Consider the following 16387-nt stretch of genomic DNA (forward strand, 5'->3'; position numbering starts at 1 on the left):
AGTTATTCATTACTCAAAAATATTACGTCACTCATTTTACCATTAATAGTGCAAAATGTCTTGATTTAAGAAGAAATAATTGAAAAAAGATGAAAACAATTAGTATTTTTTACCGTAAATCATTTGAAAACAACATTTTGGCTACCCAAAATCGCTTCTAATTGCTCTTTCACCTCAACAGTGTTTGCTACCCAATTCTCTTCTCCTAAAACTAATTTCTTTCCATTTTTTTCAAAATACATGATCACAGGCGTATTCCCTTTATGTTTTTGAAACACATCTTGAACACTTTTCAAAACGGCTTTTTGATCTTTTTCTTCAACGATTTTTAGATAACAAGTCGTTGCACTAATCTTATTTTCAATCGTAGTAGCTTTTTCAATTTGGTTGACTAATAATTGGAGTTCTTGGTTATAATTACTTTTTTCTATTTTACCTTCTACAAAATAAACTTCGTTTTTTTCGATTGTTTGGCGAAGTGTTCTAAAAACAGCTGGAAAGAGTGTTAAAGATAATGATCCTGTTAAATCATCGCCTTCCACAAAGGCCATTTGTTCCCCTTTTTTAGTTCGAATCACGCGAACGTCTTTAACATAAATCAGCAACCGAGCCGATTGATTTTCTACTACATCACTGACTAACATTACCTGTTTGGCTAAACGAGTCTTTTTAAATTCTTCCGTCGGATGTCCTGATAAATAAACACCTAAATACTGTTCTTCTTGTTCTAGTTTTTCTTCTAAAGAATAATCAGCGACTTCTACTTCTTTCAGCTTCAACGTATCTTCCAAAAGATTCATGCTACCGCCACTATAGATAATGTTCTGGATCTCACTGTCTAAACTGACTGCTAGTTGGCGACGATTTGGTTGCAGTTCATCAAAAGCCCCAATTGCAATCAAAGGTTGGATATTTTCCGCTTTTAACCACTTACGATCAATTCGTAGTAAGAATTGATTAAATGATTGAAACGGACCTCGTTCTTTACGTTCATCTAAAATATTTTGAATAAAATCTCTCCGTATGCCTTTTAACGAGCTAAAACCAAACATAATTTGATTATTATTATTTAGATAAAAACTAAATTGGCTAGTGTTGATCGAAGGCTGAATAATCGCCATTTTGTTTTTACGCGCTTCACCAATGTATTCTTTTATTTTAGCAGGATTATGCCTTACTGAATGGAGGATTGACGCATAAAAAGCACCTGGAAAATGAACTTTTAAATAGGCCATTTGAAAGCCAATAAACGAATAAGCAAATGCATGCGAGCGGTTAAAACCATAGTTAGCAAACCGCTCAATATAATCATAGATTGTCGTGGCAATTTCCTCACTATGCCCTTGACTCATAGCTCCCTCAACGAAATGTTTCCGTTCTTCATCTAGCACATCTTTTTTCTTTTTGCTGACAGCCCGTCTTAAAATATCTGCTTGACCTAAGCTAAAACCTGCCATTGTTGAAGCAACTTGAATAATTTGTTCCTGATACACAATCACACCATACGTATTTTTCAAGATTGGTTCTAATACAGGATCTGGATATTCGATTGCTTCTTGGCCTTTCTTTCTACGAATAAATAAATCAATATTTTGCATTGGACCGGGGCGATATAAAGCATTAACAGCTGCAATATCTTCAATACTTGTTGGTCCGAGTTTTCTTAGAACGTTTCTGATCCCTGCTGATTCAAACTGAAAAATACCACTGGTTTCTCCATTTCTAAACAACGCTAATGTTTTTTCATCATCTAATGGAATTTGGTTTAAAATCACTTCTTCTTTGTAAACTCGTTTTATTGATTTGATCGTATCATCTATGATTGATAAGTTTCTTAATCCTAGAAAATCCATTTTCAGTAGACCAATTTTTTCGACATCATTCATTGTAAATTGCGTTAAGAAAATATCATTCGAACCAGGTTGTAGGGGAACGATGTCTAAAAGATCCAAATCACTAATAACAACGCCCGCTGCATGAGTCGACACATGGCGTGGTAACCCCTCTAGTCGAACAGCCGTATCATATAACAAACGATTCGTCTCAGAAGAATTCACTAATTCTACCAGCTTTTTAGAATCGGCATATGCTGTACTCAATGTCATTTTCAATGCACTCGGTACAGCATTAGACCATCGATTCGATTCACTTTGAGATAGACCAAAGACTCTCGCAACATCTCTTAGAACCATTTTGGCAGCCATTGTACCAAACGTCGCAATCTGCGCCATATGATAGTGTCCATATTTTTCTCGAACATACTGCAATACTTCTTCGCGGCGATTATCTGGAATATCTAAATCGATATCCGGCATTGAATGTCTTTCTGGATTTAAGAAACGTTCAAATAATAAATCATATTTGATTGGATCAACATCTGTTATCGATAAAACATAGGAAACTAAAGAACCCGCAGCAGAACCACGTCCCGCACCTGTTACAATCTTTCTTTCATGAGCGAAAGCCATAACATCCCATACAATCAGGAAGTAATCATCGAATCCCATCGTATGGATGATATTCAATTCTTTGACTAAACGTTCTTCATATTCAACCGAAACTGTCGCTACCCGTTGTGGTAACTTTTGGAGACACAACTCTTTTAAGTATTCCCCCGCGTCTTTCCCATCAGGAATAGGATAGTGGGGCAGTAATCGCTGTTGCAATGGGATTTCTACTGAACAAGATTCTGCCAGTACTTCTGCATTGACAATAGCCTGTTCCACCACCATTGCTAATAATTGTTTTGTCGCATCCTCTTGTCCTCGCAGATAAAAAGGCCCATTGATTTCTGTTTCTTCCACATTCAGTGACATCTGCTGACCTTGATTGATATAGGACAATACTTTTAAGGCAAACCCATCCTCTCGATTTAAATAGCGCGTTTCTTGTAAGGCCAGTATGGGTTGTTTTTTTGTTGCGTAAAAATTAAAAAGTGCTGGGTCCGTCTCTGAATTACAGGTAAATGAAGCGCCAGCAAAAAAAGAAGTTGGGTCAAATAAGCGCACCAATTGTGATAAACTTTCTGACGCTTCTATTTCGCTTTGTTTTAATGCAACAGCTACCTCCCCTTTATCTGAAGGCATTACTGCAAATAAGTGATTCAGCTGCTCTTTTATTTCCTCTAAGTAAAATGTTTTTTCACTATTCATTTTAGCAGTAGAAATCCGCATCAAATTTTTATATCCTTCTAAATCTTTTGCATATAGAAGCAATCGAGCAGAGTGTTCAGATTTTTGTGGTGTATAGTCTAAGGCCAACCCAATGATTGGTTTGATTCCTTCTTTATGGCATGCTTCAAAAAACTCAATTGCCCCATGCAGTACATTGATATCTGTTATCGCTAAAGTCGTATATCCTAATTTTTTTGCTTCTTTTACTAATTCTTGTATGCGAATAGTACTGGAAAGTAACGAATAGGAAGTAATGGTATATAATTGTGGAAAGGGCATAGGACATCTCCTTTTGTATGGTGTTTTGATAAAAGTATGACGCTTTTAAAATAAGAAAACTCTAGGGCAATTGTCCTCTAAATTTTTCCAATTTCAAAAAGTCTTACTTTTGATCTCACCGTTTTATAATGTTGATGATTTTAAATCAAAAATGTAACTTTCAAATTCTTTACATTTGCTGATATTGTGCTAAACTATAGCTAGAAAAGAGGTGCAAACCATGCGTTACATTCTTGTATTGTTGTGGTCCTTTTTACTAGGACAAGTAGTTGGATATATCGGCGGTGCCTTAAATGGCGGTACTTATGATTTTATGCTGACAACGATTATGTCATTGACTACCGGTGTGATTATCTTATTGATTGGTCAATTTGCATTACCAAAAAAAGAAACCACTAAAAGTGCTCAATAACTCAGAGGTTGAGACCTAAGCTGATTTTTATGGAAAGCTTTCGTCTCGCCATTTTTTTATTTTGAAGGTATGCGGATAAAAAAACCAGTTACTACAAACATTGTAACTGGTTTTTTTCTGTTTTCAACTATTTATAGTCTTTTATTTAAAATTTTGCGAAAATTGAATAGAGAAAGACAAATATTTCCTAGCACAAAACATGCCGTTACAATAAATACTGCACTATACCCCATACCGTGTGCCACTGTGGAACCAATCATTGGTCCTAAAACTTGGCCAAAATTACTAAACATTTGATTATAGCTATAGACACGACTCACACCTTCTGACGGTGTAATTTTACTAATCAATGTGTTAATGGACGGCATCAAAGCGCCTGTTGAGAATCCTAGGAAGAAACGTAACAATCCTAATTGAAAAGGAGAGTTTACAAACGCCATCGGAACATAACAAATCATCGATAGAATCAGGCCCGCTAATAAAACTTTGTGGTTCCCGATTTTATCTCCTAATTTCCCTAAAACTGGCGAAGAGATTACCGCTGATACACCTGCGACCGAAACAATCAAACCACTTATAAATAAAATATTGCCTGTGTCATGACTTAATGAACGAATGTAGAGTGTTAAAATTGGACTAATACTTGTAACCCCAATTTGTAAGATCAATGTGGTAATAAACAATCCAATTAAAATAGAAACATGATCCATTTTTGAAAAAATTTCTTTTGTACTTAATAAGTCTTTTTTCTCAATTGGCTGGAAGTCTTCTTTTACCATAAAAATCGTTAGCAACGTCGTAATTAATAAAACAATCCCTGTAATAATAAATACATTTTCCATTCCAAACCACTGAGCAAGTGCCCCACCAATCGACGGACCAATCAAATTACCCGCAATCGCTCCTGTCGAAAGAGTTCCGAGCGCCCATCCACTTTTCTCTTTTGGTGCTTGGGATGCAATCATTGCAGTTGCATTTGGAATATAACCCGAAAGGATCCCATTAAAAAATCGCATGATCAACAACCAATAAACATTTGGAACAAAAGCTAACGAACCCATTGTGACTGTCATTCCAGCTGCTGCACGAATCATCATCAACTTACGCCCTTTTCTGTCTGCTAAATTCCCCCAAATCGGTGCTACGATGGCTGCTGCAAAAGCCGTAACCGATATAGCAAGTCCCGAAAATAGTTCAACCTGATTTTTAGGCGTTCCCAGTTGTTCGACGTATACAGGAATAAAAGGCATCACTAAACTAATACTTGCACCAGTAAAAAAACAACCTAACCAAGCAACCATTAAATTCTTTTTCCAATCAATTTTCATCTAAATGCACACCTCACAAATTCTTCACTATTTACTATACTCCAAATTTCCCAATCTCTCAAAAAATTTTTTCTGAAACGAACATAAAAAAAGGCTGAAACATAACTCTACGAGTCACATCTCAGCCTAAAGGAAACCGAATAAACGCTTCTGTACCAACTTTTTTTAACGCAATAATAGTTTATAAAATAGCTAAAATAATGAAATTCAAAATAAACAATGCATTAACAACCCAGAGAATTGGTGAAACTTCCCTGAATTTTCCTTTTGCTACTTTGACGACTGCATAAAAAATGAAGCCAGCGGCAATCCCATAAGAAATACTGTAGCACAATCCCATAAAGATCGATGCGAAGAATGCTGGGATTGCTTCTTCTAAATTCGTCCATTCAATATCTTTAAATGAAGCAAGCATCATTACACCAACTAAAATCAACGCTGGAGCTGTTGCTTGTGCCGGAACAATTGCAATCAGTGGTGAAAATAAACTACTTAGAGCAAATAAAACTGCCACAACAACAGATGTCAAGCCTGTTCGACCACCCGCACCAATTCCTGCTGCACTTTCCACATAAGTTGTAGTATTAGATGTTCCAAAAATAGCACCAATCGACGTTGCAATGGCATCAGCAAACAAGGCTTTGTCCATTTTTGTAGAAAAACCTTTACTATCTTCCAAAGCAAGCTCATCTTCTTTAGAAAATATTCCTGTACGACGCCCTGTACCAATAAATGTACCGATCGTATCAAATGTATCCGATAAACTAAAGGCAATAACAGTCATTAACACTTGCGGTATTTTTGATGCATCACTAAACAATGACTGCATACCGTCAGCGCCAAAAGCAGCACCAAAAGTCGTCTTTAACTCGTTGATTGAATTTCCTAATGAATTTGTTTTCCAATCAATTGCTGATACATCAACAACTCCCATCGGGATTGCGATGATCGTCGTCACCACGATACCGATTAAAATCGATCCACGAACATTTAAAACAACGAGAACAGTTGTTAATACCAATCCAATAACCGCTAATATAATTTCTGGATTATTAAAATTCCCTAATGCTGGAACGATACTATCTCCATTAACCGCACCATTGACTGGTTCTGCTTGAACAGTAAAATCTAATAATTTAGCATTTTTGATTCCCACATATGCCACAAAAATACCAATGCCTCCACCGATAGCATGTTGCATACTTTCTGGTATGGCATTAATAATCAATTTTCGAATTTTTGTAACGGTAATCAACACATTGATCAAACCACAGATAAATACCATCGCTAACGCTTGTTGCCATGTATAGCCTAAACCAAATACAACTGTAAACGTGAAAAAAGCATTTAAACCCATACCTGGTGCTTGCGCATACGGAACATTTGCAAAAAGTCCCATAATCAAAGTTCCGATGATGGATGCAATGATTGTCGCTAAAAATACTGCTTGAAATGGCATGCCTGTCTGAGATAAAATCGACGGATTTACGAATAAAATATAGCTCATCGCAAAGAATGTCGTTACTCCAGCAACCATTTCAGTTGAGATAGTTGTTTTGTTTTCCTTTAATTTGAAAAACTTGTCCATGAAATTGTCTCTCTCCCTTTTACCGAAAAATTTCATCAGGATGATTTGACCTACTTATTCGTTACAGCAGATCGGTCTAAAAAATAATTGCACATTCCTGTTTCCTGATGAATACTTGTAAAGTATACGTTAAAACAATTCTTAATTCAATTAGAAATTAACTTTAAACAACAAAACGAACATTAATGTTCGTGTTTAACCCAAGAGGATTAGTCATCCTCTTTAATATCGATACTTTTCCATGTTTGTCTATATTTTATTTTACTAAAAAAACGTCTAGTCACTGTCCTTAGGACAGCGACTAGACGTTTTCTATTTTCTACAATGCTTTTCTTTTCGTTAACACAACAATGCGCATATTAAGTACTATTACGCCAAATAACGCTACTACATGTGATTGTTGTTCACCAGTTTGTGGTAATTCTTTTTTAGTATTTTTTTCAGAAATTCTTTTTGTATCTGAAGTTTCTGCAATCTGTTCTCTTTTTGGTAATATGTTTAATGGAAAAACCGCTTTGTTTCCTTCTTCATCAGATACTACAGCAGTCAATTTCTTTTTCCCTAAAATTTTTAATGACGTTACATTTATTTTGATTATTCCTTCTGAATCAGCTTGTCCGACTAGATCTCCAGTAGGAACCTTTGCAGTTCGTGTTTCCATTTGTGGGATTTCCCCATCATAAAGTTCAATGGTTGCATTTGGTAAAGTGACACCTCTTAAAAGTTCATCATCTTCATATAAAGGATCAAAAATCGTGGCTTTTTTGATCTTTTCTTCTGCTTCATTTGCTTCGGGTACTTCTGGTTCAATTGGATCTTCTGGTTGAACTAGTTGCTTACGATTTTCAATAGACGCTTCAATTAATTCTCCAGCCGCTTCTTTCTTTTCGATGTATCCAATAAACGTCTCAGTGTCTGGTTGAATGGCATTGATCAGCTGACCACTAGTAAACCCTGAAAAACCGTCGCCCCCACCAAATAAAAAGTCATTGATTACAACTAAATAGGTTTCATCCGGCTGAATTGCTGTTCCATCTTTTTTATGCATATCCTGAACTTTAAAAGGTTGATTTTCATCCTCAGTTTTGACATACGTATAGCTCAAACCAGATATTTGTAAAAAGTAACGTTCTTCTTGATCATACTGCTCATTTAGCACTTGTTCAATTTGAGCACCATTCATTTCAACCACTTGCATGATGTTGCCAAACGGCTGTACCGCTTGTGCTGCTCCCCATGTAATATCACGGTTTTCTCCAACGACTAAATCCGCACGAATTCCACCATTATTAGTCATAGCAAAATCTGCTTCGATTCCTTGTGCTTGAGCCATTGCAACTTGACCATCAGTAATTAAATTGCCAAGCGGTGATTCTTTTGACTCATTAACATCTCGGGTAATCATACCATTTTCTTTTGCCGTACCAATTTTTTTATTTGTGACGTTTGCTACGCGTTCCCCAGCATCCTTTACAGTCGCTTCCACTTTTAAGTCAACATTCGGTAGTTCTTTTGCAGCAGGATCGACTGGTAAAACTTCTGCTTTCGGTGTATCAACAAAATCCTTTGTTTTTGGATCCAGTATTCCTTGTAGATCAATATATCCTTTGCCTTGAGCAGTCGACTGAACAACTCTTGTTTTATTGACAATACCATTTGTGTATTGATGATTATGTGCTGCAAAAAAGGCATCCACACTATTATCAGGATAAATTTCATCCACCTTATTCATGACCGCAGCTGCTTCTCCACTCACTTTATCAGCTTTACTTGTTGCTGGAATGTGAGCTAGTACAACAATTGCATGAACATCTTCTTCTAACAATTTACTTGAATAATAAGCAATTGTTTCTGCTTCATCTAAAAAGTCATATGCTTCGTAATGTTCTCTTAAAACTAAATTTGGAATCTCAGTCGTAACAACACCAATGAAACCAACTTTTACTTTGTTGTTTTCAGATCCAACTTCTTTAATTGTATAAGGTTTCCAGCCAAACGGTATTTCTTCAGTTCCTTTTTTGACAACATTTCCAATGACGATTTCGGTTTTTGATGCTTCTCTTGGATAGGCAGTTAAAATACCATAGGGATCATTCACTGGTTTTTCCCCCAGCATAATTCGATTAAACTCTTGGAGTCCTTCATCAAATTCGTGATTTCCTATAGTTCCAACAGAAAAATTCATCTGATTCAATACTTTGATTGTAGGTTCATCTTGAAGTAAGCCCGAGCTTGCCGGACTTGCACCTACCATATCTCCAGCTTGTACGCGTAGCGTTTGGGCACCTGTATTTGCATTTTTGAATTTTTCTTGCGCTCGGTTTAAATATCCAGCTAATAACGGCGCTGTCCCAGCATTTGCAACCTTATTCCCTTCATCATCAAAAAATGAACCCGTGGTATTTAAGGCACCATGAAAATCATTAATACCTAAAATTTGAAACGGTATTTTCTCCTCTTGATTTTGTGATTCAACTTTCACATCGGAATTGACTGTTTGCGCATTAACATCATTGGCTAAATAAACTCCGCCACTCGTTCCCCCAAGTACAAATAAACCTGTTAACAAGACGCTTTGCCACTTTTTCATGTTGATAACCCCTCTACGATTATTTCCAAACATCCTCATTAAAGAGTAACAATTTCAACACATCCTGTCAATATAGCGTTTACACTTTATCACCCAATTTCATTTTATCTAATCCGACTATACAAGCTAATAAGAGCAACTGCACTCCTGTTAATAAGAGGATAAATTGTACTTTATCTGTCGACCACTTTAAAAAAATGATTTGTAGTGTTTGTACTGGTTTAGTCACTAGATGGATGCTGTGTAATCGATCGAATCGTCCAACAAATATCGCTAAACTTGATAAAAGGTTAACGAGTAAAATAAAAAAAATGCTTTGCCACTTTTTCTGTAAAATTTTTCTCCTAAAACATTCATCTAGCATTGTAAAAATCGTTGCCAGACCTAAAAAACCATAGATACAAATTCCTACGGTCAACAAACTAAAAGAAACCCAATCAGATATTGATAGTCCAAAGATTTGGTGCATGCCTGGATAGATCGATAACTGTTCGAGATGAAAAAAATCGGTGAATAAATACGGCGCATTTGGGTAAAATAATAGCCAGAGCATCCCTAGTAAGAAAAACAGTCGATTGCCTACTTGTTTAAAATGAAAGCTTATCTCAATTGGAATATATGCCAATAACACATTTAATGCCATAAAATCATACCTATCAGCATATAAAAGCATATAGATACAATAGAGTATTGTTATGATCCTACTATACCAGCGGTACTTTTTGTTCAAACATTTCACTCTCCTTTTTCGTTTAGTGTATCATAAAGAAATTTTTTTCTAAAATTTTCTTGAAAACTTGTCATTCTGCTATTTTATGCTAGACTTAGTTAAAGAAAAATTTCTGGGAGGAACAGTTTTGAAAAAATTAATTGCAATCGATTTAGATGGTACAACTTTAAATGCCCAGTCACTCATTAGTAATACAACTGAAAAAGCTTTGAAAAACGCTATCAAAAATGGACACTATGTTAGCATTGTTACTGGCCGTCCTTATCGGATGAGCGGTCAGTTTTATCGTCAATTAGGGTTGAACACACCCATGGTCAATTTTAATGGAGCACTTGTTCATATGCCTGAACAAAAATGGGCTGATGAAAAGGAAACTGGCATACAACGTGATTTAGTTTTTGATATTTTAGCTCAAAAGAAAGCGTTGAATCTTGATTTTGTTGCGGCAGAAAATAAAGAAACCTTTTTCATTGACAGCTTAGATTACTTTGATTCAACATTCTTCGCATCAGAAGCGACGCCAAGCAACCTTTTAACAGCAAAAAATCTAGTAACAGATCCGACCTCAATGATGGTTCGTACTTCAAAAGATCAAGCAGCACATGTTTCTGATTCCTTAATGAAACAATACGGGGATTATGTTGATGTTAGAACTTGGGGCGGCCCAACTCCTATCTTAGAAATCGTTTCTAAAGGGATTCAAAAAGCCAGGGGTGTTGAACAAGTCGCTCGTTACTTAGATATAAAACGTTCTGATATTATCGCATTTGGCGATGAACACAATGATGAAGAAATGTTAGAGTATGTCGGTTGGGGCGTAGCTATGAAAAATGCTACAGATCAAATCAAATCCGTAGCCAATGATGTTACTGAAAAAACCAACGATGAAGATGGTTTGGCTGATTATCTAGAACGGTATTTAGATTTAAAGAATCAATAATATTTTTCTATCATACTATAAAGATTAGAGGAAAAACTCGTGTTTTCCTTCTAGTCTTTTTTATTTTTTGACAAAACGAATTACTCTTGCTAAAATAAGAACATACGTTCTATCAATAGAAAAGAGGATGACAATGGAACTATCTAGAAAAATAGAAATTCTTGCTGAATCAGCAAAATATGATGTTTCATGTTCAAGTAGTGGAGTCACTGACAACACCCGAAAAGGAACTGTAGGAAGTACCTCGGCAGCTGGGATCTGTCATTCTTTTACGAGTGACGGCCGTTGTGTTTCTCTTTTGAAGTTGTTATTTACAAACGCATGTATTTTTGACTGTCACTATTGTATTAATCGAAAATCAAATGCTATTCCCCGAGCCACTTTTACACCGCAAGAAGTTGCAGATTTAACAATGGATTTTTACATGCGAAATTATATTGAAGGACTCTTTCTTAGTTCCGCTATTATAAAAGATGTCGACTACACAAGCGAGCTATTGATCAAAACGCTAAAGATTTTACGTTATGAAAAAGGCTTCAAAGGGTACATACATGTGAAGGCAATTCCAGGTGCAGATGAAAAGTTAATTGATCAACTTGGTTTTTTAGCTGATCGAATGAGCGTAAACGTTGAGCTTCCATCGAGAGAAAGTCTCAAACTACTAGCACCAGATAAGGATCCTTTTGCTTTATATAAACCAATGAAACAAATTACTAACAAGAAAAAAGAATTCTCTCAAACTCCCGCATTACGAAGAGGTGCTTCATTTGTTCCAGCTGGTCAATCTACACAAATGATCATCGGTGCGTCTCCCGAAAGTGACTATTCAATTGTGAAGATTGCAGAAAGACTTTATCAAAAATATGAACTGAAACGTGTCTACTACTCTGCTTATATTCCCGTTAATCAAGATTCTTTATTGCCTGCAATTACAACTGATCCGCCATTATTACGCGAGCACCGTTTATATCAAGCTGATTGGCTATTACGTTTTTATCGTTTTTCTGCAGAGGAAATTTTATCCGAAAACAAACCTAACTTCAATTTGTATTTGGACCCCAAAGCTAACTGGGCCGTTCAAAATTATGAACAGTTTCCAATTGACATTCAAACTGCATCTTACGATCAATTATTGCGTATTCCAGGAATCGGACCTAAAAGTGCCCTAAATATCTTAAAAGCTCGAAAATATTATCAATTGCACCTTTCTGATCTAAAGAAATTAGGTGTCGTGATCAAGCGAGCACAATATTTTGTCAGTTGTAATGGCGCTCGTCAACCTGGATTAATCCATGATCCTCAATGGGTCATTTCCTCCTTGATTTCTTCACGACAATATGAAACATTGAAAAAGATGAATAGCCAATCCAATCAAGAACAACTATCACTATTTGATGTAGAACGGTTTGAGGTAACTAAACGAAAGGAAGCTCGTTATGCAAATTAAAAAAACAAGTGAGGTTTGGGAATACGATGGTAGTTTTTCTGGATTTTTAACGCTTGTCTCTCATGCATTCAAAAAACAACAATTCCCTGATATGATCATAACGCCCAACACAGCCATTGAGTCTTTATTTTTCAGTCACTGGATTGAAACAGATGAACGTTTAGCAAAAAGAATCTACACACGACTTAATGAACGCCTAAGAAAAGAAAATAGTCAGTTCATTATCGATGGGTTCAATTGCTCAGCAAAAGAGAAAGAACGATGTCTACTAGATGCTATCCTAATTGCTTTAGAATCAAAAGATCTACTAACAAATCACTTGGGTCATCAGTCTATTTTGACGTTGCATAACTCGATAAAAGCGTTATTTGGTGAGGTTCACCTCTTTACTGGATTTGTCCGTTTTGAATATGTGGGGGAACTACTATATAGTAGCATTGCTCCTAAGCACTTTTCTTTACCCTATCTATGTCCTCATTTTGCACATCGCTATCCAAAAGAAACGCTCATGATCTATGATGAAACACATCATTTACTTGGGATAATCGAAAAAGGACACATTCGCTTTGTTGAAAATAGTGACCCACCTGAATTTAATACAGACGATACTGAGCAGAATATCCAAAATAATTGGCAAACGTTTCTCAACGCCGTTACGATAAAAGAGCGGAAAAATGAACAGCTTCAACTTTCTCATTTACCTAAAAGATATCGTGGTCATATGATCGATTTTGACTAAACGTATCGTTTTACAGTAAAAAAGATGTTATGGACATAAAAATTTAGTCCATAACATCTTGAATTCAATTGATGATTTAGTCTACTCTAAGATGAATCTTTTTCACGATTATTTTGTCTGATAAATGAGATTGGTTGCTCTGTTCTCCAATTACTTCAGCAAATATATTGGTTCTGTCCTCTTTTTTCTGTAGATGATAATCGATTTTTCCAGTTTCATTCAGTTCATTCATCATTTCACTATAGTCCTCTGATTCCACTTTTCGGCTAATAAAACCTAGTGATACCAAGTGATCATCCAAATTCTTAGTAGATATCAATGAGCCAAAAGCGATTTTTTGGCGAATGGCTTGATTTAACTGTGCAATCTTCACTTCTTGTCCTTGATCGCTTGTTTTTTTCTTGATCAATTCTTCATATTGTTCAGCTGTCAACATTACACCAGCAACTTTTTTTCTATTATAAATATAGACGCCAGTGTTCATTTCTTTCGCTGTTTCAAAAATTGTCATAGGAGACTGTTTTACATCTGTAACTGAAAATGATATTTCTTTGTTTTCCATCGTTCAACTTCCCTTCCAACTGATTATATCATACAGTTTTCAGGTGTGAAGAGCTTTTTATGTTTAGACAAAAAAGAGTGAGTGAGGTATCACTTAAAAAGTCATACTTCACTCACTTTTTCAATTATGCGCGGTAACGTTCCACACCATCTAAATAAGTTGCGTCTAATTCCATATTGGGATTTAATACGATAAAGTCTGCATCTCGACCTTTAGAAATCATCCCACATTTATCGTCGATTTTACAACTAATTGCAGGCACTAATGTTGCCATCATGATTGCTTGTTCTGGAGTAGCAATCTCCCAGTCAACGACATTTTTGATCGCTTCTTTTAATTTCAAGATACTACCAGCTAAGTTGCCAGATTCTAAACGAGCTGTACCGTCTTTAACAACAACTGGAAATTCGCCTAAATTATAGTCGCCATCTGGCATACCGCCAGCCATCATACAGTCTGTAATCAAGGCCACATGATCATGTCCTGCTTTTTCCATTAAAATATCTGCTGCATTCGGGTGAACATGATGTCCATCACAAATCAATTCAGAAAATACATGGTTTAATGACATCAAAGCCCCGACCATTCCTGGTTCACGATGATTCAAGCCGCGCATTCCGTTATACGCATGCACAAAAACGCTTGCTCCAGACTCTACCGCTTCGGTAGCTTGTTCTAACGTTGCGTCACTATGGCCTAAAGCCACCACAACACCTTCATCTGTTACGGATTTTACAAATTCTTTAACCCCTTTACGTTCTGGCGCTAAAGCGATTTTTTTGATTAGACCGCCTGAAGCCTCTTGCCATTCATTAAAAGTTGCTATATCAGGATCACCAAAGTAACTTGGGTTTTGAGCGCCTTTATGTTCTTCGGTAAAGAACGGTCCTTCAAAATAAATTCCTTGAACTTTCGCTCCGGGAACTTCTTGATATACCTCTCCAATTGTTTGTGCAACATCTTTTAAGCGTTCTTTACTTGAAGTCAAAGTTGTTGGTAAAAATGAGGTTACGCCACATGATAGCAAGCCTTCTGACATCACTTTCAAGCCTTCAGCATCGCTATCCATCACATCATGATTCATATACCCATGAATATGTGTATCGACTAAACCAGGTGCAATCCATTTTCCTTCTTCTTTGATTACGTTTGCGTCTTTTTCAGGAACTTCTTTATAGAAATCTCCGAATAAACCATCTGTAATTTCTAAATATCCAGGTCCTTTTACGTCACTTTTTAAAAAGAACTTTTCAGCAAAGATAAATGTTCTCATCTTCATCCTTCTTTCTTTAATTTTCTACTTTAAAACTACTCTTAAAATCAATGAAAGTCAAGAATGGTGTAGACCTTTACTGAAAAAATTTACTTAACTTTCTTTATATTTTAATTGTTTCAATACGACGAATCTGTTCAGACAAAATTTGGTACTCTTCTGCTTTATCTGAGAACCCTTTCACATCCATCAATTGACTTTTCAACTGAAACAGCTCACTCAAAAAGTAGTAGCTATTCCGATGTCTCGACCAAACAATTCCTTGATCAATATAAATCTGCGCCTCTTCAAGTCGTTTTTGATCCGTTAAAAATTTGGAATAATTATAGAATATCTTAGTCAATTCCGCAGTCACTCGTTCATTTGGTAATTTATGAAAATAGTGAATACTTAATTTTAAATACTTTTCAGCTTCGCTAAATTGCCCAATACTGCTATACGTACTCCCTATACAGCTTATTACTTGAATTTCAAAATCAGACAAATTGACCTTATTTGCTTGATACGTATATGACAGCCCTTTTTTCAAATCTAGTATTGCTTGTTCATACTCATTGCAAAGATAAAATTTACAACTACCTAAATAATAATAATAGCGTTGCCAATCTGTGTCTAAATGAAGTCTTTCTTCTATTTGAGTATCCTGCATATAGGTCATTATTTTTTTGTATTCTTTATGACGAAAATAGTCTGCTATCTTTTCAAATATTTGCGTAATCAAACGAACTTCTTCAGATTTGAATTGCATTATTTGATCCATTGTCACACCTAAGCGCTGACAAATTTGTTGCATCACTACTACATTTGGTAATTCCTCATTGTTCTCTATTCTGCTTAATACACTTTGTGAACAAATGTCTTCTGATAACATTTTTTGTGTCAGCTTTCTATTCTTACGAATTTCCTTAATAACTGCTCCAAAAGAATCCATACTTCCACTCCTAAGATAATTTCCATAATCTATTACGTAAACTGAAGTTTTATTAACCCAAAATGCAAAATATGCGAATTCGCATTATGCATTTATTGTACTTTATTGCATAATATACTGCAAGAACATTACCTACTACTTAAACGAGACGATTTAAAAAAATTTTGCTTTGCAAATAAGGGGTGTTACTTATGACACAGGAGAAACAAGTTAGCTTTAGTTGGGAAAAAAATAGCTATAAAGGTTATGTTGAGAAAGAATATGAAAATGCTTATTTGATTGTTGTTTCAGATCCAAGTCCAGACATGGAAGAAAAGTATACAAACCGCATGATAATTAGTAAAAAAAATTGCCAAACTGCAGAGTAGTAATCTTTTTTCATTACTTTGTACAAC

13 protein-coding genes are annotated in these 16387 nt (G+C 35.7%); 5 read left to right on the top strand and 8 right to left on the bottom strand.

The window, feature by feature from the left end:
* Positions 1–119: 119 nt before the first annotated feature.
* A complete protein-coding gene (gene dnaE / locus I586_RS02570) occupies positions 120–3452 on the bottom strand; it encodes a DNA polymerase III subunit alpha (protein WP_010764733.1) in 3333 nt (1110 codons plus the stop codon).
* A gap of 220 nt (positions 3453–3672) precedes the next feature.
* On the opposite strand from dnaE, the gene I586_RS02575 reads away from it, so the two are divergent.
* Entirely contained in the window at positions 3673–3864 is a 192-nt protein-coding gene (locus I586_RS02575; protein ID WP_010761142.1) for a YjzD family protein, read from the top strand.
* Between the two features lie 131 nt (positions 3865–3995).
* Here the strand turns inward: I586_RS02575 and I586_RS02580 are convergent, their stop codons facing one another.
* From I586_RS02580 to I586_RS02595, 4 genes are all read right to left on the bottom strand, one after another.
* Positions 3996–5192 (bottom strand): multidrug efflux MFS transporter, encoded by a 1197-nt coding sequence (locus I586_RS02580; RefSeq protein ID WP_010764732.1) that lies wholly within the window; start codon positions 5190–5192, stop codon positions 3996–3998.
* Between the two features lie 181 nt (positions 5193–5373).
* Positions 5374–6780, bottom strand: coding sequence for an NCS2 family permease (locus tag I586_RS02585; RefSeq protein WP_010764731.1), 1407 nt, complete (start codon positions 6778–6780; stop codon positions 5374–5376).
* A gap of 319 nt (positions 6781–7099) precedes the next feature.
* Entirely contained in the window at positions 7100–9370 is a 2271-nt protein-coding gene (locus I586_RS02590) for a 5'-nucleotidase C-terminal domain-containing protein (protein ID WP_010764730.1), read from the bottom strand.
* 79 nt (positions 9371–9449) lie between these two features.
* Complete coding sequence (locus I586_RS02595; RefSeq protein WP_051092197.1) at positions 9450–10043, bottom strand: DUF1361 domain-containing protein; 594 nt, start codon at positions 10041–10043, stop codon at positions 9450–9452.
* 184 nt (positions 10044–10227) lie between these two features.
* Between I586_RS02595 and I586_RS02600 the strand changes: the two genes are divergently transcribed.
* The 3 genes from I586_RS02600 to I586_RS02610 all read left to right on the top strand — a co-directional run bounded on the left by I586_RS02600 (position 10228) and on the right by I586_RS02610 (position 13226).
* On the top strand, positions 10228–11040 hold the full coding sequence (locus I586_RS02600) for a Cof-type HAD-IIB family hydrolase (protein WP_010764728.1): 813 nt from the start codon (positions 10228–10230) through the stop codon (positions 11038–11040).
* Positions 11041–11173: 133 nt separating this feature from the next.
* Entirely contained in the window at positions 11174–12487 is a 1314-nt protein-coding gene (locus tag I586_RS02605; RefSeq protein ID WP_010764727.1) for a putative DNA modification/repair radical SAM protein, read from the top strand.
* The gene (locus tag I586_RS02610; protein ID WP_010764726.1) at positions 12477–13226 is read left to right on the top strand and encodes a TIGR03915 family putative DNA repair protein; all 750 of its coding nucleotides are present in this window, start codon (positions 12477–12479) and stop codon (positions 13224–13226) included. The genes I586_RS02605 and I586_RS02610 overlap by 11 nt, the downstream gene beginning before the upstream one ends.
* Positions 13227–13302: 76 nt before the next feature.
* On the opposite strand, the gene I586_RS02615 is transcribed toward I586_RS02610, so the two are convergent.
* The 3 genes from I586_RS02615 to I586_RS02625 all read right to left on the bottom strand — a co-directional run bounded on the left by I586_RS02615 (position 13303) and on the right by I586_RS02625 (position 15992).
* Positions 13303–13788, bottom strand: a complete 486-nt coding sequence (locus I586_RS02615) for a hypothetical protein (protein ID WP_010764725.1) — start codon at positions 13786–13788, stop codon at positions 13303–13305.
* A 124-nt stretch (positions 13789–13912) separates the two neighbouring features.
* Positions 13913–15061, bottom strand: a complete 1149-nt coding sequence (nagA, locus tag I586_RS02620; protein ID WP_010764724.1) for an N-acetylglucosamine-6-phosphate deacetylase — start codon at positions 15059–15061, stop codon at positions 13913–13915.
* Positions 15062–15164: 103 nt separating this feature from the next.
* Positions 15165–15992, bottom strand: coding sequence for a helix-turn-helix domain-containing protein (locus tag I586_RS02625; protein WP_010764723.1), 828 nt, complete (start codon positions 15990–15992; stop codon positions 15165–15167).
* Between the two features lie 191 nt (positions 15993–16183).
* Between I586_RS02625 and I586_RS17345 the strand changes: the two genes are divergently transcribed.
* A complete protein-coding gene (locus I586_RS17345; protein WP_010764722.1) occupies positions 16184–16360 on the top strand; it encodes a hypothetical protein in 177 nt (58 codons plus the stop codon).
* Positions 16361–16387: the final 27 nt, after the last annotated feature.

This window comes from Enterococcus moraviensis ATCC BAA-383, assembly GCF_000407445.1.
Classification (GTDB): Bacteria; Bacillota; Bacilli; order Lactobacillales; family Enterococcaceae; genus Enterococcus_L; species Enterococcus_L moraviensis.

What these genes read in the sequence shown, in the direction of transcription:
- dnaE (WP_010764733.1), bottom strand. Translation starts at nt 3,452, where the DNA reads ATGCCCTTTCCACAATTATATACCATTACTTCCTATTCGTTACTTTCC.
- I586_RS02575 (WP_010761142.1), top strand. Translation starts at nt 3,673, where the DNA reads ATGCGTTACATTCTTGTATTGTTGTGGTCCTTTTTACTAGGACAAGTA.
- I586_RS02580 (WP_010764732.1), bottom strand. Translation starts at nt 5,192, where the DNA reads ATGAAAATTGATTGGAAAAAGAATTTAATGGTTGCTTGGTTAGGTTGT.
- I586_RS02585 (WP_010764731.1), bottom strand. Translation starts at nt 6,780, where the DNA reads ATGGACAAGTTTTTCAAATTAAAGGAAAACAAAACAACTATCTCAACT.
- I586_RS02590 (WP_010764730.1), bottom strand. Translation starts at nt 9,370, where the DNA reads ATGAAAAAGTGGCAAAGCGTCTTGTTAACAGGTTTATTTGTACTTGGG.
- I586_RS02595 (WP_051092197.1), bottom strand. Translation starts at nt 10,043, where the DNA reads ATGCTTTTATATGCTGATAGGTATGATTTTATGGCATTAAATGTGTTA.
- I586_RS02605 (WP_010764727.1), top strand. Translation starts at nt 11,174, where the DNA reads ATGGAACTATCTAGAAAAATAGAAATTCTTGCTGAATCAGCAAAATAT.
- I586_RS02610 (WP_010764726.1), top strand. Translation starts at nt 12,477, where the DNA reads ATGCAAATTAAAAAAACAAGTGAGGTTTGGGAATACGATGGTAGTTTT.
- I586_RS02615 (WP_010764725.1), bottom strand. Translation starts at nt 13,788, where the DNA reads ATGGAAAACAAAGAAATATCATTTTCAGTTACAGATGTAAAACAGTCT.
- nagA (WP_010764724.1), bottom strand. Translation starts at nt 15,061, where the DNA reads ATGAGAACATTTATCTTTGCTGAAAAGTTCTTTTTAAAAAGTGACGTA.
- I586_RS02625 (WP_010764723.1), bottom strand. Translation starts at nt 15,992, where the DNA reads ATGGATTCTTTTGGAGCAGTTATTAAGGAAATTCGTAAGAATAGAAAG.
- I586_RS17345 (WP_010764722.1), top strand. Translation starts at nt 16,184, where the DNA reads ATGACACAGGAGAAACAAGTTAGCTTTAGTTGGGAAAAAAATAGCTAT.